The organism is Flavobacterium sp. FlaQc-47, assembly GCF_044006475.1.
Classification (GTDB): domain Bacteria; phylum Bacteroidota; class Bacteroidia; order Flavobacteriales; family Flavobacteriaceae; genus Flavobacterium.
Map to the genome: position 1 here is coordinate 927,411 of NZ_JBIPCQ010000001.1, position 18,761 is coordinate 946,171.

At 32.9% G+C, this 18,761-nt stretch carries 20 protein-coding genes; 14 read left to right on the forward strand and 6 right to left on the reverse strand.

The window, feature by feature from the left end; all coding sequences use genetic code 11:
- Positions 1-244: 244 nt before the first annotated feature.
- Complete coding sequence (locus tag ACHRVX_RS03830) at positions 245-832, reverse strand: DUF4142 domain-containing protein (RefSeq protein ID WP_395329390.1); 588 nt, start codon at positions 830-832, stop codon at positions 245-247.
- Positions 833-1,033: 201 nt separating this feature from the next.
- Between ACHRVX_RS03830 and ACHRVX_RS03835 the strand changes: the two genes are divergently transcribed.
- The 6 genes from ACHRVX_RS03835 (at position 1,034) to ACHRVX_RS03860 (ending at position 6,865) form a co-directional block, all read left to right on the forward strand.
- On the forward strand, positions 1,034-4,279 hold the full coding sequence (locus ACHRVX_RS03835; RefSeq protein WP_395329392.1) for a fibronectin type III domain-containing protein: 3,246 nt from the start codon (positions 1,034-1,036) through the stop codon (positions 4,277-4,279).
- A 4-nt stretch (positions 4,280-4,283) separates the two neighbouring features.
- The gene (locus tag ACHRVX_RS03840) at positions 4,284-4,673 is read left to right on the forward strand and encodes a hypothetical protein (RefSeq protein ID WP_395329394.1); all 390 of its coding nucleotides are present in this window, start codon (positions 4,284-4,286) and stop codon (positions 4,671-4,673) included.
- Between the two features lie 277 nt (positions 4,674-4,950).
- Positions 4,951-5,397 (forward strand): hypothetical protein, encoded by a 447-nt coding sequence (locus ACHRVX_RS03845; protein ID WP_395329396.1) that lies wholly within the window; start codon positions 4,951-4,953, stop codon positions 5,395-5,397.
- Between the two features lie 101 nt (positions 5,398-5,498).
- Complete coding sequence (locus ACHRVX_RS03850) at positions 5,499-5,948, forward strand: hypothetical protein (RefSeq protein ID WP_395329398.1); 450 nt, start codon at positions 5,499-5,501, stop codon at positions 5,946-5,948.
- Positions 5,949-6,155: 207 nt separating this feature from the next.
- Complete coding sequence (locus ACHRVX_RS03855) at positions 6,156-6,431, forward strand: hypothetical protein (RefSeq protein WP_395329400.1); 276 nt, start codon at positions 6,156-6,158, stop codon at positions 6,429-6,431.
- Positions 6,432-6,460: 29 nt separating this feature from the next.
- Complete coding sequence (locus tag ACHRVX_RS03860; RefSeq protein WP_395329402.1) at positions 6,461-6,865, forward strand: hypothetical protein; 405 nt, start codon at positions 6,461-6,463, stop codon at positions 6,863-6,865.
- 212 nt (positions 6,866-7,077) lie between these two features.
- Here the strand turns inward: ACHRVX_RS03860 and ACHRVX_RS03865 are convergent, their stop codons facing one another.
- Entirely contained in the window at positions 7,078-7,311 is a 234-nt protein-coding gene (locus tag ACHRVX_RS03865; protein WP_395329404.1) for a hypothetical protein, read from the reverse strand.
- Positions 7,312-7,740: 429 nt separating this feature from the next.
- Here ACHRVX_RS03865 and ACHRVX_RS03870 point away from each other — a divergent pair, with 429 nt between their 5' ends.
- The 4 genes from ACHRVX_RS03870 (at position 7,741) to ACHRVX_RS03885 (ending at position 10,216) form a co-directional block, all read left to right on the forward strand.
- Complete coding sequence (locus ACHRVX_RS03870) at positions 7,741-7,980, forward strand: Rho termination factor (RefSeq protein ID WP_395329406.1); 240 nt, start codon at positions 7,741-7,743, stop codon at positions 7,978-7,980.
- Positions 7,981-8,109: 129 nt separating this feature from the next.
- Positions 8,110-9,195, forward strand: coding sequence for a DNA topoisomerase IB (locus tag ACHRVX_RS03875; RefSeq protein ID WP_395329408.1), 1,086 nt, complete (start codon positions 8,110-8,112; stop codon positions 9,193-9,195).
- 109 nt (positions 9,196-9,304) lie between these two features.
- Positions 9,305-9,466 (forward strand): DUF1328 family protein, encoded by a 162-nt coding sequence (locus ACHRVX_RS03880; protein WP_082421327.1) that lies wholly within the window; start codon positions 9,305-9,307, stop codon positions 9,464-9,466.
- A gap of 102 nt (positions 9,467-9,568) precedes the next feature.
- Complete coding sequence (locus ACHRVX_RS03885; protein ID WP_395329411.1) at positions 9,569-10,216, forward strand: DUF5661 family protein; 648 nt, start codon at positions 9,569-9,571, stop codon at positions 10,214-10,216.
- Positions 10,217-10,611: 395 nt separating this feature from the next.
- On the opposite strand, the gene ACHRVX_RS03890 is transcribed toward ACHRVX_RS03885, so the two are convergent.
- Both ACHRVX_RS03890 and ACHRVX_RS03895 read right to left on the reverse strand, forming a co-directional pair.
- Positions 10,612-11,121, reverse strand: a complete 510-nt coding sequence (locus tag ACHRVX_RS03890; protein ID WP_395329413.1) for a hypothetical protein — start codon at positions 11,119-11,121, stop codon at positions 10,612-10,614.
- A 169-nt stretch (positions 11,122-11,290) separates the two neighbouring features.
- Positions 11,291-11,605, reverse strand: a complete 315-nt coding sequence (locus ACHRVX_RS03895) for a hypothetical protein (protein ID WP_395329415.1) — start codon at positions 11,603-11,605, stop codon at positions 11,291-11,293.
- Positions 11,606-11,795: 190 nt separating this feature from the next.
- Here ACHRVX_RS03895 and ACHRVX_RS03900 point away from each other — a divergent pair, with 190 nt between their 5' ends.
- The 3 genes from ACHRVX_RS03900 to ACHRVX_RS03910 all read left to right on the forward strand — a co-directional run bounded on the left by ACHRVX_RS03900 (position 11,796) and on the right by ACHRVX_RS03910 (position 13,886).
- Positions 11,796-12,368 (forward strand): ferritin-like domain-containing protein, encoded by a 573-nt coding sequence (locus ACHRVX_RS03900; protein WP_395329417.1) that lies wholly within the window; start codon positions 11,796-11,798, stop codon positions 12,366-12,368.
- Between the two features lie 76 nt (positions 12,369-12,444).
- On the forward strand, positions 12,445-13,176 hold the full coding sequence (locus tag ACHRVX_RS03905; protein WP_395329419.1) for a DNA-formamidopyrimidine glycosylase family protein: 732 nt from the start codon (positions 12,445-12,447) through the stop codon (positions 13,174-13,176).
- Complete coding sequence (locus ACHRVX_RS03910; protein ID WP_395329421.1) at positions 13,173-13,886, forward strand: DUF72 domain-containing protein; 714 nt, start codon at positions 13,173-13,175, stop codon at positions 13,884-13,886. The genes ACHRVX_RS03905 and ACHRVX_RS03910 overlap by 4 nt, the downstream gene beginning before the upstream one ends.
- Positions 13,887-14,277: 391 nt before the next feature.
- Here the strand turns inward: ACHRVX_RS03910 and ACHRVX_RS03915 are convergent, their stop codons facing one another.
- The gene (locus ACHRVX_RS03915; protein WP_395329423.1) at positions 14,278-14,778 is read right to left on the reverse strand and encodes a pyridoxamine 5'-phosphate oxidase family protein; all 501 of its coding nucleotides are present in this window, start codon (positions 14,776-14,778) and stop codon (positions 14,278-14,280) included.
- A 263-nt stretch (positions 14,779-15,041) separates the two neighbouring features.
- On the opposite strand from ACHRVX_RS03915, the gene ACHRVX_RS03920 reads away from it, so the two are divergent.
- Complete coding sequence (locus ACHRVX_RS03920; protein ID WP_395329425.1) at positions 15,042-15,473, forward strand: response regulator; 432 nt, start codon at positions 15,042-15,044, stop codon at positions 15,471-15,473.
- Between the two features lie 8 nt (positions 15,474-15,481).
- On the opposite strand, the gene ACHRVX_RS03925 is transcribed toward ACHRVX_RS03920, so the two are convergent.
- A complete protein-coding gene (locus ACHRVX_RS03925; RefSeq protein WP_395329427.1) occupies positions 15,482-18,688 on the reverse strand; it encodes a PAS domain S-box protein in 3,207 nt (1,068 codons plus the stop codon).
- Positions 18,689-18,761: the final 73 nt, after the last annotated feature.

Sequence of the window (18,761 nt, forward strand, 5' to 3'; positions counted from 1 at the left end):
AATGTATTATTTACCAAAAGAAACACATTGGTTTGCGCAGTTACTAAGAAAATTTGTTCTTTAACAGAAGACGCACTGCTGTGCGCCTCTACAATACGATCTGAGAAACTGCGAGAAAACCTTTGCCCCTTTGCAACTCAAAACCTTTGTATCTAAATCAGAACATTTGTACCTAAAAAAGAAAAAACCCCTTAAGCAATTCAACTCTTAAGGGGTTTAGTAAATAAAATAATAACCAATTAAATTATTTTTTATCTAATTCTTGTTTCAACATTTTTGCATGCTCTAAATGAGCAGTTAATCCTGCAATGTTATTTGATGCCCAAAGCTTAACATCTTGATCAGTTGCTTTTTCAGAAGCTTTTTTCAATTTGTCAATTGCTTTTTCGTGTCCGTCGATCATCATATCAGCGAACTTTTTATCAAAGTCAAGACCAGATTTTTCGTTTAGTTTGTTATATTCCTCTTTTCCATCTTCGGTAATCGAAGTAGGTAAAGTGAAGTTTTTAGCTTTTGCTAAAGCACTTACTTCAGAAGCCGATTTAGTATGCTCATCAACAAGCATTTTTCCAAATTTCTTAACCTCAGGATTGGTACTTTTTGTTTGAGCCAGTTTTCCAATTTCAATTTCAGCAAGGTTTATTTCTGCCTGATCTACTAAAAATTCCGAATCATCTTCTTTATTGTTAATAGTATCAAATTTTTCTTCGTTTGCATCTTCTGCTACTTCTTTTGGATCTTCTTGTTTTGTTTCGTTTTTACAAGAATTAAGAGAAAGCATAATTAATCCTGCTGCTAAAAATGTTTTTCCAACTAAAAGTATTTTTTTCATGATTTAAAGTTTTAATGTTATAATGTAAAATTATTCAGATTGTGTGAAGAATGCCTTACAGGATTTTTAAAGATTGTTATATGATTTGGATATTGGCTTTTGTTTTAAATATGGCTTATTCTATTATATTAATGTCTGATAAGGCATAGTTTAGGTTTTTTACAGGTTTAAATTCGGTGTAACTAACCACCACATTTAAAAATGAAAAATTTTTTCAAGCGTTCATTCTTGTTTTTTTTACTGATTATTTCAAGTTTAAGTAGTCACGCGCAACTATTTCCCGTTCAGTTAACGCCAGTTTTTAAAAATCCGTATAGTGTCAAAATCTCCGATTATGCCACAAGTATGGATAATAAAATGCAGTTAATCATAAATCCTACAGATATTATGATCTCGCAACGACAGGTTCGATTAAAACTGTTTATACAAGGCAACGGACTCAACATACAAAGCAATGATTATATACAAGGACAGCGACCATTATTAATTAATGGCGGCGAACTGCAAACCCTTACCAATATTGATATTGCAGCCTTATTCAGGTTAGAAAACCTACAAGGAATCTCAGCAGCGCAATATGCGAACGGATTACCGGAAGGCATGTTTAATTTTTGTTTTGAGATGTATGATTTTGTAACCAATCAAAAAATATCCCAAAAAAGCTGTACGGGATTGTACCTGATTTTAAACGATCCGCCATTATTAAATACGCCACAAAAAAACGAACAAGTAGCCCAAAGCGATTTCCCTAATATTATGTTCACCTGGACGCCACGCCAGACAAACGCCACTAATGTTTCGTATAAGTTTGAATTGAAACAATTGATAGATCCAGGTCTTGATCCTCAGTTTGCATTTCAAATGTCTCCAATTTTATACGAAGAGACACTTTTTGGTACAGCTTTACTCTATAATTTAAGCATGCCAATCCTGACTCCGGGTATGCGTTATGCATGGCGGGTAAAAGCAATATCAACATCAGGACTTTCAGAAAATGCAATTTTTAAAAATGACGGTTACAGCGAGATATATTCGTTTAAATACACCCAAAAATGTGATCCGCCCATATTTGCACTTTCTGAAATTATCTCGCCCACCAGTGCAAAAATAAGCTGGCAGGGAATGCCGGATCATATCAAGTATCAGGTTCAGTACAGGAAACAATCAATGACTGAAATTAATAAACGAGGCAAGGAAAAAGTAAAAACCTTTGAATGGTTTTCGACCTACAGCAAAAACAATCAGGCTTTGCTAACCAATCTTGAAGCGGAAACAACTTACGAATTCAAAGTTGGTTCTACTTGCAGTTTAGATGGTGATGGCGTACAGAGTTTTAGTTATTCAAATACCAACACGTTTACAATTTCTAAAAAGGAAAAGACAATTGCCGGTTATAATTGTGGTATAAAACCAACATTGAATATTAGTAATAAAACCCCAATTACAAATTTACTTCAAAGTGAGACTTTTACGGCAGGAGATTTTCCCGTTACAATTTTAGAATTAAAAGGCAAAGGTCCTTATTCAGGTAAAGGTTACATTATAGTCCCGTATTTAAATGAAACTAAAATTGCAGTTGAGTTCAATAATATCACAATAAATACGGATTATCAGTTAATTAATGGTGTTGTGGAGACGAGTTATAATGCCACGTGGAATAATGTTGTTGATGCACAAGAAATTATTAACGATGTAATAGCAGCAACTGACGCAATCACTGATTTATTCAAAAGGGCATATGAATTAGAAAAGCAAAAAACTGCGGGTACTATCAGCGAAGACCATTATAACAAAAACTGGACAGAAATTTATACCAGTTTAGAAAAATCACATCAACAATATAAAATACTGGTAAGTGCTCCCGATGTTCCTGAGGAAATAAAGAAAAAAATAGCTGATTTAGATCCTGTTTTCGTCGAGATGGCTTCTAATAATTATACCACGACAGGCAATCAAAATTCAGGGAATTTATTAAAGACAAATACCACTTTTGATGAATTAGAAAAATTTAAGTGCGAAACGTCATTAAAAAGTATCGTCGCATTTTTAGCCACAGAAAAAGTAAATTTCTTAAAATTATTAGCAAGCGAAACTTCAAAAAATACGGCATTAATTCCTGAAACCGGCAAAACTTATTCAACATCTGTATATGATGAAGAAAAGGGAATTTTAAAAATAACACATTATAAAGGATGGAGCAACAGTAATCCGGTTCAGAATTTATTTTTGATCGAAACAAAAGATGTAGCATTAAACAAGCAAAAAATAACAAAATTCTGGTTAAGCTACCCGCCCAATTATGTTGACGGAACTAAAACCGGAGTTGACGTTGTCGTTTATTTTAAAGATCCTGTTCCTAATCCGGCTGAACCTTTTTGTTCACAGGAAACAACCATTGCCAAAGGAGTTTCGACACAGGCGCAGTTTGCAGATGCCATGGAACAAATGGTTTTTTACGGCGCATTAGGCATGGGTTCTGTTGAAGCATTAGGCAGCATTAAGGCTACTGAATGCATATCAGGTTTTACTCTTGATGCAGGTTTTCAAATGGGGATTAATGCGATTGTCAAACAATATTTAAACGAAAGTTTTACTACTAAGCAATTAATTAAAGAGGTTTCGATACCTAGTGCAGCCACAAGTTGCGCAACAGCCGCTCTGGTAAATAAATGCGGAACGGCTTGTGCAGGAGCCAGTGGATTTACAATAGGTTTTGGCGATGATGTTTTGAACCAGCTAAAAAGCGGAAAAAATTTATCTGAAATAGAAATTAGCCAAAGTACCCTAAACGGAATAAAGCAGGGAATTTTAAATATCGTAGTGCAAAAAGTGATTACTTTTGGTATTGGTCAATTTTCTGTATGGAGAGGAAAATATACAGCAAAACAAGTTGAAGATGCTTTAGAGGATTTGCATGTGCATCCTGAAAAGTATGGGGTTGAAGAAACTGGCGAACTTGTAAGAGATGCGATACAGGAAAAGCTGGATGAAATAAACGTATTTATGAAAACTCCCGAATTTGCTAAGAAATTAGAAGATGCTCTTGGCAGATATGAAGGCAAATTAACTAGAGAAAAATGGGAAGAAAATTATAAAACGTTGTATAAAAACCGTGAAAAAGGTGCTATTACCGAAAGTAAATTTAATGAATTAATGGGTAATGATGCTACTCATTTAGAAATTCAGACAAACAATGGAAAACGTTATGTAGATAATGTTTTAAATGGAGTTGGTAAAGAGATTAAATCAGGGAAAGTAACTTGGAGTGCCTATAAAAATCAAGTTTTAAAAGATATTCTGATTATAAAAGACCAGCTTTCTGATAAAATCGATAGGATTGAATGGCATTGTTTTGATGGCATTGATGAATCTTTTGAGAAAAATGTTAAAAACGAACTAAAAAAGGCTGGCTTGAAAGAAACAGACTTTATGATTATTAAATATTAGGATTATGGAATTAAAGTTAAATAAGGAATTACAAAATAAATTGAGGTTATTTTTAGAAATTAAAGATTCAAAATTGATTGAGTTTTTAAGTCTATTGAATATAGATAAGTTTTCCTTTTTATTAGAGGAAATAAATATGCTTGAAGAAATTTATAAAAAAGATAAAAATATACGAGGGTATTTATATATATATATAGGTGAAGCAGTGATAAATGTAAGAGGAGGTTTCTGGTCTATTGGTAAATTTAGAAAAGATGAAGCATATGGTTTACCTATTATTCTTGGTTGGGGGGAAAATGAAAATAGCCCTCGTATCTGCCCTGATGTTTGGTTAAAAAGGATTGATAGTAATAGATTACGAAAATCTCTCGGAGAAATGATATATTCACTGTAGTCCAAATAGCGAGTATATGCAATCATGAGTCTTTGAAGTGTTACGGGCGGGGTTTGTGTCGCTTTTAAAACAAAAAAAGGAGTTAATTTTGTAGAGGAACTTGTTCAGGTTGTTAAGACAAAAGGAGTAAGATTTATCTAAAAAATTAGGCTTGACAAAGATTGAATGGCATTGTTTTTCTGATGTAGATCCAAAAGTAATTGATTTTGTAAAAATAGAATTAGAAGCAAACAATGTAAGTACAGATCTAATTCAATTTATAAAATATTAAGTAGACATGAAAAAAAGAATAGAACTTTTTATTAATGAAATTCCAAGTAAACTTGAGGAGTTAAAAATGTTATTAAGCGTAGATAATATTAAAATAGATAAATTTATTTATTCGTCTGATGAAATTGATGTGATAGAATTATTTATCAAGGAAAATTATAATAAAAATCAAAGCCTGTTAGATTTATTTAAAATTTATTTAGGGGAAGCTATAATTGAAAGGACAGATGGTTATTGGACTTTTCACTCTGTTAAGTCACTAATTTCTTTTGGCTTATTTGCAATAACGGGGATTAAGTCTGGTAAACACAAAGGGTATATGCCAGATTATATTCCTGATTTTGTTATTGAATATTCAATTTTTGAACCAGATGATGAGGGATTAACAATTTCCCAAAAAATAAATCAAATAACAAAATTTTCTAAAAAGCAAATGGATATTAAAAATGTGTAAATACCTAAAATGAAGTAGCATTTATGATTGATGAAATCATTAAAGATGAATAATTTAAAAGATAAAAGTCAATATTTTATAATTATAAAACATTAAAAAGTATGATTTTAAAAAGTAAAAAAGAATTGCAAAGTTTTATAGATAATCGGGAAAACTCTATTAATTATTTAATTTCAAAATTGAATGAGAATAAAGTTTCTGTAAAAAGTGTTGATGAATGTCACTTAAAAATAGATGAGATTCAAAAATTTTACGAAGATTATTTTTTAGTGACTGATATTGAAACTCAAAATAAACTTCGTGTTGCATTTTGGTCCCTTTTTTCAAAGATAATAATGGATAGATTAGGTGGAGAATTAAAAATCGCTTCTCCTACAGATTATGTAGCAGGTACTCCCCAATTGGTTAATTATGGGAATAAATATGATAAAAAAGGAAAGAAGAAATGGATTGGAATAGCTTTTGACTCGTGGTTGGAATCACATGTCAGTAAGAAAAATTTGGTGTCGATTAAGGGAAAAGTTGACAATTTAATAAAAGATTACTCATAAAGTATAGGTTTTGCTTTAATGACAAAAATTAAATAAGGGAACAAAAAAGGAATAGATTATTTATAGTTATTAAGCATTAGATTATGGAGTTAGATTAAATAAAAAAGAGTTTCAAAAATTTTTAACAAATATTGATTTTTATATAGATAGTTTGGAGAAAAAATTAAAAAATCAATTTGGAATTAAGAAAATTGATTTTTCATATGAATGTATGATGTTGGAGAAGAATATTTTTTAGCAATTGACGAAATGAGTATTAGTAATATTAATGAATTTTGGGTGTATGTTAGTGAAACAGTTAGGTTTTATGTCGGGGGAGATTACATATTGGCAGGTAAATCTGAGGATGTTGCTTTTACTCCAAGAATAGTAAACTATGGTTATAAAGAAAAATGGGAAGGAAAGTATAAAACTTTGTATAAAAACCATGAAAAGGGTGCAATTACCGAAATTAAGTTTGAGGAAAAGATACGGATTTTGTAATTATTAAATATTAAATAAAAATGGCTAAAATGAGTAAGCAACAAGAAAAAGAACTATTTTTTTTTCTATTAAATAAGCAATCATATTTTGATTTAATATTTGCAGAGTTTAAAATTAATTTTTCTAAAGAATTATCTGTTGATAATCTTATAAAATTAGAAAATGAAATAATAAAAAGAAAAAGGTTAATTAATGAAGAAATTAAAATCGCTTTTAGTTTTCTAGTAGGAGAAATTATTATAAAAGAACTCAACGGTAATTGGGCTATTTGTTCTGTCAAAAAAGATCCATCTTATAATTTACCAATTATATTGAATTGGGGAAAATCTGGGGAAGATAATATGCGCCTAAGTCCAGTAGAATGGATTGAACTTTTTATAAGTGAAAAAATAAGATTAGGAACTATCTCAGCAATGATTCTTCAAAACAAGTAGTAAAGATCAACAAATCCAAACATAAAATTTTTCAGTTTGCTTTTGCCCTTTCAGGGCAATTTCACTTCTAATTTTAATTCGTAGTGCGATGCACTACGCTAATGCTTTGTTGGCTTTCAGCCTGTTTTAAACTGTATTCAATAAAAAAGCCCTGATTTTTTAAAATCAGGGCTTTTTCGTTTTTAATTGATTCTAACTTTCCCGAATAAACTTTATTCTACATCTAGGTAGGGGTTTAGAATTTCGGCTAGTTCGTTGAGCCAGTAGAAACTGTTTTGGACGGTTGTTATTTCGGTTTGAAGGGTTTCGTGTTCCCGCATAACGCCTAACGCAACTACGTAATTTAATTGTCGTATGGCTTTTGCCATTCCTTTTGGGTCTTTTGTAGTGTTGAAGAAATCGATAAGCCTTGTTTCGGCTTCTTTTGAAAGTGTGTTTGTACTCATAACTTGACATTTAATTGAATATAAAACCCGTGTTGCAGAAGTTCGGCGCGGTTTAGAGCGTTATTATTGTTCCCAATAACCGTATTCTACCCACAAAGGCAAAGTTTATTTAATTCTTAATGTGAAGATTTAAGAACTGCAAATATAGTAATCTTTATTAAATATAATAATTTTCTTATAAAACATATTACCCTAGCCCTGATGGGAGGGAAAATCCTTTTTCTTGCTTCTTTAGCAAGAAAAAGATTGGAAGGAACAGCAGGAAATAGCTCCTGAAAATTCTAATAATAAAGGTATCAAATTGTAAAATAATCCATCCTAAAGTTAATTATGAAAATTTACGCAGGAATTATATAACGGATAATTCCTGCTTTTTGAGGAAATTTGATAAAACATTATTTCTGTTATTAACCTCAAAATTTTTCGATCATGCCAGATGCAAGAATAAATAATGAAAAACAATATCAAGCTCTTTTAGAGATAGGATATAGTAAGGAAAAAGCGGCTAGAATTGCTAATTCGCCTGATGCGGGCGAAAAAGGCGGAAATGCAAAACCGTATAATGAATGGACAAAAGACGAATTGTATCAAGAGGCAAGAAGAGTTGGGATTCAGGGACGTTCGTATATGAGTAAAAAAAATCTTATTCAGTCATTGCGTAATAACTAAAATTTAATTTAAAAATAGTTGAGCCACATAAGGAAAGAGGAATGGAATATATCGGAAAAAAATCAAATTCTTCAATCTCAAATCCCAATAATAATCGGGAGTGGCACAATAAATAAAACCAGGAATATCATGAATGCAGCAGCAAAAGCCGAAAAACTAATGAATCAATTGATCAAAACTCCACATTTGGTTATTGAAAAACTGGATTTAGTTTACATAAGCAATCAAACGCTGCCAATTGAAAGATGCAAATGCGATGAGGGTTTTATTTATAAAAAAAACGGTCGCTGCATTAAACAAAAAAGCGAATTAAAACGCATTAATAGTCTGGTTCTTCCGCCGGCATGGCAAAATGTTCAGATTTCTGATTTGCCAAACGGACATTTACAAGCCGTAGGTTTAGATGATAAAAACAGAAAACAATACAGATATCATCCAAGATGGAATTTGATCCGCAACCAGACTAAGTTTTATAAAATAGCTGAATTTGGAAGTAAATTGCCTTTGATCAGAAAAAAAGTCGACGAGGATCTGGAAGCAAAAGAATGGTCGAAGGAAAAAGTCGTGGCTTTGGTGATTCGGTTAATGGAGGAGACGCATATTAGGATTGGAAATGAAAAATATGCAAAAGACAATAAATCATACGGACTTTCGACTTTAAGAAAACGCCATATCAACATCAATAAAAATTCGCTAAAATTTGAATTTACCGGAAAAAAAGGGGTGAAGCATACGATTACAACCCGAAACAAAAAACTGGTAAAACTGGTTGGTCGCTGCGAAGAAATTCCGGGTTGGGAAGTTTTTAAATATTATGATAAAAACGGCGAAAGAAAAGTGCTGGACAGTCATATGGTAAACCAGTATTTACATGAAATTTCGGGAGAATATTTTAGCGCCAAAGATTTTAGAACCTGGGCGGCTTCGATTATATTTTTTGAAACTTTAATGGAAATTGGAACAACTCCGGACGAAAAGGAAATTAAAAAGAACATTTTAACTGCCTTTGACGCAACTGCTCAAGCACTGGGAAATACCAGAAATGTCTGCAGGAATTATTATGTTCATCCATTGTTGGTTTCCACTTATGAAGATGGTTCGATTGAGCAGTATTTTGACAGAGCAAAAAAATGCCGAAGCAACAGGGAACATTTTTCGCATAGCGAAATTGCGTTTTCAGAGTTAATACAGAACTATCAGATCAATTTAGTATAAACAGCGTTTTATCGCGCTAATAAAATATCGCTTAGAGTTAATACATCTCTTTAAAAAGTATGAAATTTGAGTAACAAACAAAATCATTATTAACTAAAATCACAAGCTTATGTTACGTTATACAGTCATTTTTATTATTCTTGCTATCATAGCCGGAATATTTGGTTTTGGTGGAATTGCTGCTGGAGCCGCAAGTATCGCTAAAGTTTTATTCTTTATATTTTTAGTCTTATTTATTATTTCATTAATAAGCGGAAGAAAAAGCATTTAAAGCACAGTAAATAAAAAATAAAAAACTCAAAACGACACATCTATTCCGATAAATGTGTCGTTTGTCATTTCAAAAACAATCAAAAAATCAAAAAAAATAATTATGGGAACTAAAAGCGGCGCTTACCAGGATGTGTATGTCAAAAGAGATGATGTTATGGTAAGTTTAAAAAACGATGTGACAGATTTTTGTGAAAAATACATAAAACCTGTTCATCCTGAAAATTGGGACTGGTCGACGCGTGATTTCGAAAATCCTGATAATGACCCAACCGTTGCCGAAGCAAGAGCAATAGGAAACGTGGTTTTTAACGATTTAAGCGAAAATAAAGAAACTGATGTTGATTTGTCTACAATGAACAATGTTGAATCGATTAAGGCATATTTAAATCCGCAAAGCAAATACGAAGCTTTTAATATGGAGGAATTTGCTTTTGCTTTAAAAGTAGAACTCGAACACGGGAAAATTAAAGACGTAAACGTAACAAACAATCATCCGTTTTTAACAGCGATGATCGCTTTGGCACACATGACCGAAAGCCTGACGTATTACAAACGATTAAAAATAATGGAAGCCGAAGGCGAGATTTATGAAATAAAGCGTAAAATCGAAAAAGTTCCATCCCAAAAAGAAGAACTTCTTGAAGAATTAGCAAAAGCCGAGGAAGAATTAAAAGAGGCAAGGGAAGGATTAACTGAACGTCTTGAAAAAATGGACGATATTCCGGTTTTGGAAATTATTGGAGATTAGGTTTTTTGAGAGGAAGGTTCAAAGGTTTTTTTGAAGGTTCAGAGGGGCAAAGGTTTTTTTTGAGGAAGGTTCAAAGGTTTTTTTGAAGGTTCAAAGGGGCAAAGGTTTTTTGAGGAAGGTTCAAAGTGGCAAAGGTTTTTTTGAGGAAGGTTCAAAGTGGCAAAGGTTCAGAGGGACAGAGGTTTTATCTGCTTTGTCATCCTGACGGAGGAAGGATCACATGAGAAATTTTATAAAGTAATTCCGTAATCTGTGTAGGATTGCATTTAAATATTTGCTTCGGCAGAATCATAATAAAAATATAACACATAAAAAAGCCGTTAATTTCTTAACGGCATAATAAAAAACTTTGAACCTTTGTTCCTCTGTACCTTTGAACCCTTTTAAAGAACCCTTTAAAATTTTCTTGGATCATTGTCCGGATATTCCACATCTTCTTCTTCCTGAACATCATCTTCGACATAATCGTTTTCTTCTTCCTCGTCGTCTATGTCTTCGAGAACCTCTTCGGTTTCATTAAAATCCTCTTCTTCTCTTTCTACAGATGCATCAGACGGATTATCAAGTTCATCTACTGCATCGACATTATTGCCGTTGTTGTCCAGTTTTTCTTCGTATAAATCCTCTGTATTGGAGTTGAGGTCGCTTTCACTGTGAAAATCGTCGGTGAGATCATCTTCGTCATCCGTAAGTTCATCCGGATTTGGCGTGTCAGGATTATGTCCGTTTCTAACTGTATAACCACGTTCTGCGATTTCGCTATTGTCGTTATCAGTTTCTTTCATATCGTCGATATCGTATAATTCTTCGTTCATAAGATTACTTTCATCGTTCGTATTTTGATTCTGATTTCTAGGATCTTTATTTCCCTTAATCATGCTGTTATTTTGATCTGTAGTATTCATGACTTCTAGTTTTTTAAATTTCTATATTACAAATCTAGCACGAAACAAATGGTTTCTATTATAGAATTATATCTTGTAATTGTATAATTAACAGACGATTATAAATGAATAAAAAAAAGACCGTTATCATAAAATAACAGTCTTTCTAATTTTTTGAGTTAGAACGAATCTAATTATCGTTTCTCTCTAAATCGTCATCATCAAAATGATCTTCGTCTTCAATATGTTCTTCCTCGTCCTCAAAATCGTCAGGCTGATTTAATTCGTCCTCTTCACTTTCAGTATTCGTGATATGATCGTCTTCATTTATTACTTGCTCCTCGTTTGGGATATTTTCATTTCTGGTGATATTGTCTTTTTTCAAAAGAGAATCAATTGCTCTGTCAATTAAAATTGCAGTATCAATATCTAAATGTCCCCTTTGATATTTTTGCTGAAAGTAAAGTTCAGCTTCCTGATACGTATGATCGTTATATGTTTCCATGATATATGTTTTATGATAAATTTTTCTACTACAAATCTATCTCCCAATCCAAAAAAATGTATTACAGAATTCTAAGATCTACTTGCATAATATACAGGTGTTTAGAATGCAACTTTAATAAAAAAATATATAACCGCTCTGATAATCAACACAGTAATTTTATCAAATATTAATAACAAATAATTATACCATGAAAACTACAGATAACAAAAAAGAAACTACTTCAAAACCAGAAGTAAAAAAAGGAGTTACAAAACCAAAATCAAATGCAGCGTCAGGATTGACAGAATTGTTTGAAGATGGACTAAAAGATATTTACTGGGCAGAAAAAGCTTTGACAAAAGCATTGCCTTTAATGGCAAAAAATGCAACATCACCAGAATTAATAGACGCGATAAACAATCACCTGATCGAAACAGAGGAGCAAATCGTGCGTTTAGAGCAAGTATTTGATATTATTGGTAAGAAAGCCTCAGCAAAAAAATGCGACGCCATGGAGGGCTTAATTGAAGAAGGAAAGGGAATCCTTGAAGAAACCGAAATAGGAGTAGTGCGTGATGCCGGAATTATTGCAGCAAGCCAAAAAATCGAACATTATGAAATTGCAACTTACGGTACTTTGAGACAGTTTGCAGAAACACTGGGATTACCGGACGCAGCGGCTTTGTTAGAGATGACTCTTGACGAAGAGAAAGGTGCAGATAAAAAACTAACAGAAGTTGCCGTAAATGCCGTTAATCTTGAAGCGGCAGAAGCGGATTAAGCTAAAGTAAAACAGGAAAAAAAAGTGCAGCCTGAAAAACTGCACTTTTTTTAGTTCATAATTTAAAAAACATATTATGCCCGAAGGTCCATCCATATTAATCTTAAAAGAAGATGTGCAGCAATTTACCGGTCAGAAAATACTATCTGTATCCGGCAATAGCGCAATAGATATTCAACGCCTCAATGACAAAACTTTACTTGCCTTTAAAACTTGGGGGAAAAACTTTTTAATTTGTTTTGACGATTTTTCAGTTAAAATCCATTTGCTCATGTTTGGGACTTATCGGGTCAATGACCGGAAAGAAACTGAGCCGAGATTAAGTTTAGGTTTTGATGACGGAGAAATTAATTTCTATACCTGTTCCGTTAAAATTTTAGAAGGCGACGTCAATCAATATTATGATTGGAGTGTTGATGTGATGAATGAAGATTGGGATCCGAAAAAAGCAAAGCGAAATCTAAATTTAATTCCAACCCAAATGATTTGCGATGCAGTTCTCGATCAGAATATTTTTTCAGGAGTAGGGAACATTATTAAAAATGAAGTTTTGTACAGATGCCGAATTCATCCCGAATCTTTAGTTGGAAAAATCCCATCAGAAAAACTCGATGAGCTTATCGCCGAATGTTCGATTTATAGTTTTGAATTCCTGTATTGGAAAAAGAAAAACGAACTCAAAAAACATTGGCTCGCTCATACTAAAAAAACGTGCCTGAGATGCAATCTTCCTTTTGAAAAAAAACATACAGGTAAAAAAAAGAGAAGAAGTTTTTTTTGTACTAACTGCCAACAATTACATATATGAAAAATGAAGTTCAAATAGGCTGTTCCAGTTTCAATAATCGGTTTTGGAAAGGGATTTTCTACCCTGACAACCTGTCATCTTCAAAGATGTTTGAGTTTTATTGCCAGCATTTTAGCACGTATGAGTTCAACGGAAGCTTTTACAAGTTTCCAACGGTCAGAGTGTTTCAGAATTGGTACAATAAAACGCCTGAAAATTTTATTTTTTCGGTAAAAGCACCCAAGGAAATTACCCATATCAAGAAATTTAATGATTGCCAGGACAGGATTAGCGAGTTCTATAATGTCTGTGAAACGGGTTTAAAAGAGAAATTAGGCTGCATTTTGTTCCAATTTCCACCAAGTTATCAATTTAGCATTGAAAAGCTCCATCAAATCATCGATAATCTGGATTTAAAGTTCAAAAATGTAATTGAATTTCGACATATAAGTTGGTGGAATGAGGAAGTCTGGAATGCTTTTAAAACAAACAATATTACGTTTTGCAGTGTTAGTCATCCGCAATTACCGGACACGATTTTCACAGATTTCCCCCTGATTTTTATCAGATTTCATGGAAAACCTAAGATGTTTTACTCCAGTTATTCACCTGAAGAATTACTTTATGTAAAAGATGTAATATATTCAAAATCAGCTTTTGTTTATTTTAATAACACCGCAAGTGAAGCAGGAATTCTCAATGCTTTAGAGTTAAAACATATGTTGGAATGATATTTTGTTGGATTTTTATTGAAAAATATTTTTTGAGATAATTATTATTGATTTATCATGTTGACCAAGGTAGAAATTACTCCAAATATTCGACAATAGTTTGCGGATAATTATAATTTGATCTTTCCTTTCGTCGCGATGACAAAAAATGACTTTCCACATTTAAAAGACTGTTTGTATCATTTTGACCAAAGGGAGAAATCTCATCGAATATTCGACAACAGTACGTTTAAAACTATTGTTATTTTTCCTTCGTCAGGATGACAAAAATGGCCCTACATTGGGGTTGATATTAATAAAAAAAACGCAAAGCAAACCAAGAAATAAATCTAAGTTAGCTTTGCGTTTTTTAATTTTTGAACGTTGCGGTTAAAGTATTCTTGTGGTAATTTTACAATTGCAATTTACCTTCAATACCGTCATCCATTGTTTTTCCGGTTACAAATGCGGTTGCCATTTTTGCGATTGCAACCATTTTTCCGTTTTTATTATTCCAGTAATAACCATCTTCCGGTACTACTTTTATTACGCTTAAATTGGGATCATCTTCACCTCCTGGCATCCAGACTTTCACAATTGGGTCATATAATTCTTTAATGGTTTCCCTGTCGTATTCAATACTTGCTGTTCCGTGAATCGTCAGGAATTTATCGTGTGGCTCAGAGAAAAACAATTCAACTTGTGGGTTTAAAGTAATCTCTGCGTTGTGCGTGCTGTTTCTGTCAGATAAGAACCAAAGCTGACCTAAATCATCAATTTTCTGAACTGACATTGGACGCGATTGTAATCTGTGTTCATCATATGTACAAAACATACATGTTTTTATGTTTTCTGCAAGATCTTTAATTTTATCTACTGCAAATTCGTCTGTAAGGTCTTTATGATCTCCCATGATATTATAAGTTTTTTAGTTTGTAATTATTTCCAATTAAACCTTTAAAATTCTCACTATGTGAGTTGTATAATAAACGGTTTTACTTGAAATTTTATAATAGTAAAGTTGCTGATTTTATATGTTTTTGTTTTTACATAATTAGATTTAAAAATTATGAGATTTCAATTACTAATTTTTTTTAGCATAATTTAAAAGCAATTGCTTAATCTATAATTTTGGTTATCTTTGTTAAAATAAATACCAAATTTATAAAACGCCACATGACTGATTTTACTATTTTTTATACTGATGATGATGAAGATGACTTGAGCATTTTTACTGATGCAGTAGAATCACTACCTAAAAAAATACACCTTAAAACCTATTCAGGAGGAGAAAAATTATTAAACGCCATTTATAATCCTCCGCCAACTCCACATGTAGTTTTCTTAGATTTGAATATGCCGGGGAAAAACGGATTCGATGTTTTGGCGGAACTTCGAAATTCTGAAATGAAAAACGATATTCCGGTGATTATTTTTTCGACATCAAACGAACCAAGTATAATCGAAAGATGTCGCAAATTAGGGGCTAATTACTTTATTACAAAGCCTATTTTAATGAAAGATATTGTAAGGTCAATTGAACATGCGTTAGAAATCGACTGGAAAAAATTCAATCCAACCGATAAAAACTTTGTTTACAAAACGTAATTAGAAAGCTATAATTCAGGAATATAAATGTCAAAAGTGGCGCCTTTATCTTTTTCGCCACTTGCCGTAATAAAACCTTTATGGTTTTCGACAATCTTTTTTACGATTGCCAGACCAATTCCGGTTCCTGCAAATTCGCTTTCAGTATTTAAACGCTGAAAAACCTCAAAAATACGTTCCTCATATTCGGCATCAAAACCAATTCCATTATCGGATATTTGAAGATGATAATAGATTTTGTCGGGATAATTGATATCCTGTTTTATATCGCTTCCCTTGATACTTTTAGCCTTGATTTCAATAACTGGAGCAACATTCTTTTTAGAGAATTTCAGGGCATTTCCCACTAAATTATGAAGTAATTGCCTAAACTGAAACAGAATTACAGTTGCTTCGCCCAAAGGATGAAAATTTACAACAGCATTTTTTTCCTCGATACGATCAGAGAAATCACTTAAAATTTCCTGAGCGATATCATCTAAATTTGTTCTGACAAAAACCCTTTCGGCAGAGTTGGTTCTGGAATATTCTAATAAATCCTGTATCAAAGTCTGCATTCTTTTAGCAGCAAATTCAATTCGGCTCAAATAAGTTTTGGCTTTTACCGAAATATTCTGCTCATCTAAATCAGATAATCGACTGGCAAAAGTCTGGATTTTTCGTAACGGTTCCTGCAAATCATGGCTTGAAATATAAGCGAAAGACTGCAGTTCAATATTCATATTAATAAGGTCTTTGTTCTTGAGTTCTAATTGCGAAGTTCGTTCCTGAACTTCTTTTTCAAGCTGATTGGTGAAATTTTTTTGATCCTGAATATCAGTACTTGTCCCTACCCACATTTGAATCTTTCCTTCACTATCTTTTTGAGCAATTGCCCGGCTTAATTGCCATCTGTATTCGCCATCATGCCTGCGAAAACGATGTTCTAATAAAAAATCATTTCCGGTTTTTATAGCTTCTATCCATGCATTTACATTTTCTTCACGATCATCAGGATGAACAATTTGGAGCCATCCTTTTTTTACCACATCATCAACAGAAATTCCTGAATAGGTAAAAACCGATTCATTAAAATAGTTCAAATTCCCAAGTGCATCGCTCGTCCAGATATGTTGCGGCATAGAGTCGGCGAGGAGCCTGAATTTAGCTTCACTCTCCATTAAAACCTGCTGATTATTTTTTTCATCAGTGATATCCATGATGGTACCAAGCATTTTTACTGGATTTTTATCGTCGTCATAAAATATTTTTCCATGTGCCCGTATCCATGAAACCGAATCGTCAGGCTTAATAATGCGTGATTCATACTTGTAAATCCCTGTTTTAAGCGCTGTCTGGAAAGCTTCTTTTAATATGTTTTTATCATCAGGATGAATCTGGCGGTGAATCTCCGGTCTTGTTAATTGCAATGCTTTATCATGCCCAAAAATAGTGGGTAAATTATCAGAATAAATCAAATCCTGATTGGGAACATTCAAATCCCAGGTAGCAATTTCAGCAATTTCAGCTGCTAATCGGGCTCTTTCTTCAGCATTTTCAACCTTTTTGCGAGCTTCTACTTTTGCTGTTACATCATTTACATTGACCATAACGCCAGAAGCATTTCCGTCTTTTTCAAGTAATGGTGTATATTGATAATCTAAATAAAACTTGACCAGTTCACCTTTGACATTTACATAGGCAAGTGATTCGTTTTCACGAACAATTTTTTTATTCAAAACTACCTGATCCAGTAATTCAGAGTATTTCTGTTCTAATAATTCAGGGAATATTTCAAGAATAGGTTTTCCTATAGTTTCCTCTTCCTTTCTTTGCCAGATAGTTTTCATCATGGCATTATTCGCCATTTCAATAATATGATCTTTTCCTCTAAAAATGGCCATCGCAATAGGGGAGTCCATTACTAAATTACGAAAAGCCCTTTCGCTTTCAGTCAAAAGATAACGCGCATTAACAGCTTCTGTAACTTCATAAGTCACAATTATTACACCTTCAATATTATCATTTTCATCTCTTAAAGGATGAAAAACCAAATTAAAATAACAAATTTCCTGTTTGCCATGACGGTTTATAGTTACCTCTAATTCATCCGTATAATAGGGAATTCCGTCTGTATACACTTTTGCAAGCAAAGGATAAACCGCATCTTTTGCTTCTGGAACCGGGTTAAATACCGGTTTATTTAAAACTTCATCTTCGGTCTTATCAACAATTTGAAGATAAGTGGGATTCGCCATTTCAACAATTAAATCAGCACCTTTGAGAATTGCAATACCAAGCGGAAGCTGTTTTACAGTATCTCTAAAACGCTTGTCACTTTCTTCTACAACATTTCTCGCAATAACCTGCATTGTTACATCATTTGCAATTGCTACTATGCCGGAAATTGTTCCATCAGGTTCTTTTAAAGCTTCATAAACAACATTGATAAAAGTATTTTCGACCTTTCCTTTACGCGTTAATTTAACCGGAAGTTCATAAGCCATAAATCGTTCTCCGGTAGTATAAACATGTAGCAGCACATCTTCTAAACCTTGTCCTGTAACTTCAGGCAAAGCTTCAAAAATGGGTTTGTTGAGAACCTGATCTATTTTTCGTTCCCAGATTTCCAGCATTAACTCGTTTGCAATTTCAACAACATAATCCTTTCCTCTAAAGATGCACATCGCATTTGGAGTCTGTAAAATATTGTCTCTGTAACGTGTATTAACGGTTTCTAAATTCTGAACTAACTTTACTTTTTCAGTAGTTTCATCACAAATAACCAAAACTCCGGCTATTTTTCCATCGTCATTATTTACTGGACTATAACTAAAAGTCCAGTAAACATCTTCCATTTTTCCGTTACGATATATAGGTAATAGTTGATTTTCGTGCCATGTTGCTTCGCCTTCGGTAAGAACCTGATCGATTAATGGTGCTATAAAATCCCAGATTTCAGGCCAGTATTCAGCACCTCTTTGTCCTAATATTGCAGGGTGTTTTCCGTCGTTGCCGAGACTTGGGCGATAAGCATCATTATAAAAACAAATATGGTCAGGTCCCCAAAATAAAAACATGGGAAATTTTGAATTTAATAAAATACCTAAAGTGGTACGCAAACTTTGCGGCCATAATTCAACAGCGCCAATAGGTGTTTTGCTCCAGTCCTTAGCACGTGTTAATGCGCCCATTTCGCCTCCTCTTGCAAGAAAATCGTGATTTAAAGTATTCATTAAAAGTTATTTTTGCTTCTGGTAAAACAATAAAATTGATGTATAAATATAATAATTTACGCAAATAAATGGT

Coding starts and splice junctions, on each gene's coding strand:
- ACHRVX_RS03850 (WP_395329398.1), top strand. CDS start 5,499: ATGATTTTAAAAAGTAAAAAAGAATTGCAAAGTTTTATAGATAATCGG.
- ACHRVX_RS03880 (WP_082421327.1), top strand. CDS start 9,305: ATGTTACGTTATACAGTCATTTTTATTATTCTTGCTATCATAGCCGGA.
- ACHRVX_RS03885 (WP_395329411.1), top strand. CDS start 9,569: ATGGGAACTAAAAGCGGCGCTTACCAGGATGTGTATGTCAAAAGAGAT.
- ACHRVX_RS03845 (WP_395329396.1), top strand. CDS start 4,951: ATGAAAAAAAGAATAGAACTTTTTATTAATGAAATTCCAAGTAAACTT.
- ACHRVX_RS03895 (WP_395329415.1), bottom strand. CDS start 11,605: ATGGAAACATATAACGATCATACGTATCAGGAAGCTGAACTTTACTTT.
- ACHRVX_RS03870 (WP_395329406.1), top strand. CDS start 7,741: ATGCCAGATGCAAGAATAAATAATGAAAAACAATATCAAGCTCTTTTA.
- ACHRVX_RS03855 (WP_395329400.1), top strand. CDS start 6,156: ATGTATGATGTTGGAGAAGAATATTTTTTAGCAATTGACGAAATGAGT.
- ACHRVX_RS03900 (WP_395329417.1), top strand. CDS start 11,796: ATGAAAACTACAGATAACAAAAAAGAAACTACTTCAAAACCAGAAGTA.
- ACHRVX_RS03920 (WP_395329425.1), top strand. CDS start 15,042: ATGACTGATTTTACTATTTTTTATACTGATGATGATGAAGATGACTTG.
- ACHRVX_RS03835 (WP_395329392.1), top strand. CDS start 1,034: ATGAAAAATTTTTTCAAGCGTTCATTCTTGTTTTTTTTACTGATTATT.
- ACHRVX_RS03840 (WP_395329394.1), top strand. CDS start 4,284: ATGGAATTAAAGTTAAATAAGGAATTACAAAATAAATTGAGGTTATTT.
- ACHRVX_RS03830 (WP_395329390.1), bottom strand. CDS start 832: ATGAAAAAAATACTTTTAGTTGGAAAAACATTTTTAGCAGCAGGATTA.
- ACHRVX_RS03865 (WP_395329404.1), bottom strand. CDS start 7,311: ATGAGTACAAACACACTTTCAAAAGAAGCCGAAACAAGGCTTATCGAT.
- ACHRVX_RS03915 (WP_395329423.1), bottom strand. CDS start 14,778: ATGGGAGATCATAAAGACCTTACAGACGAATTTGCAGTAGATAAAATT.
- ACHRVX_RS03910 (WP_395329421.1), top strand. CDS start 13,173: ATGAAAAATGAAGTTCAAATAGGCTGTTCCAGTTTCAATAATCGGTTT.
- ACHRVX_RS03860 (WP_395329402.1), top strand. CDS start 6,461: ATGAGTAAGCAACAAGAAAAAGAACTATTTTTTTTTCTATTAAATAAG.
- ACHRVX_RS03925 (WP_395329427.1), bottom strand. CDS start 18,688: ATGAATACTTTAAATCACGATTTTCTTGCAAGAGGAGGCGAAATGGGC.
- ACHRVX_RS03890 (WP_395329413.1), bottom strand. CDS start 11,121: ATGAATACTACAGATCAAAATAACAGCATGATTAAGGGAAATAAAGAT.
- ACHRVX_RS03875 (WP_395329408.1), top strand. CDS start 8,110: ATGAATGCAGCAGCAAAAGCCGAAAAACTAATGAATCAATTGATCAAA.
- ACHRVX_RS03905 (WP_395329419.1), top strand. CDS start 12,445: ATGCCCGAAGGTCCATCCATATTAATCTTAAAAGAAGATGTGCAGCAA.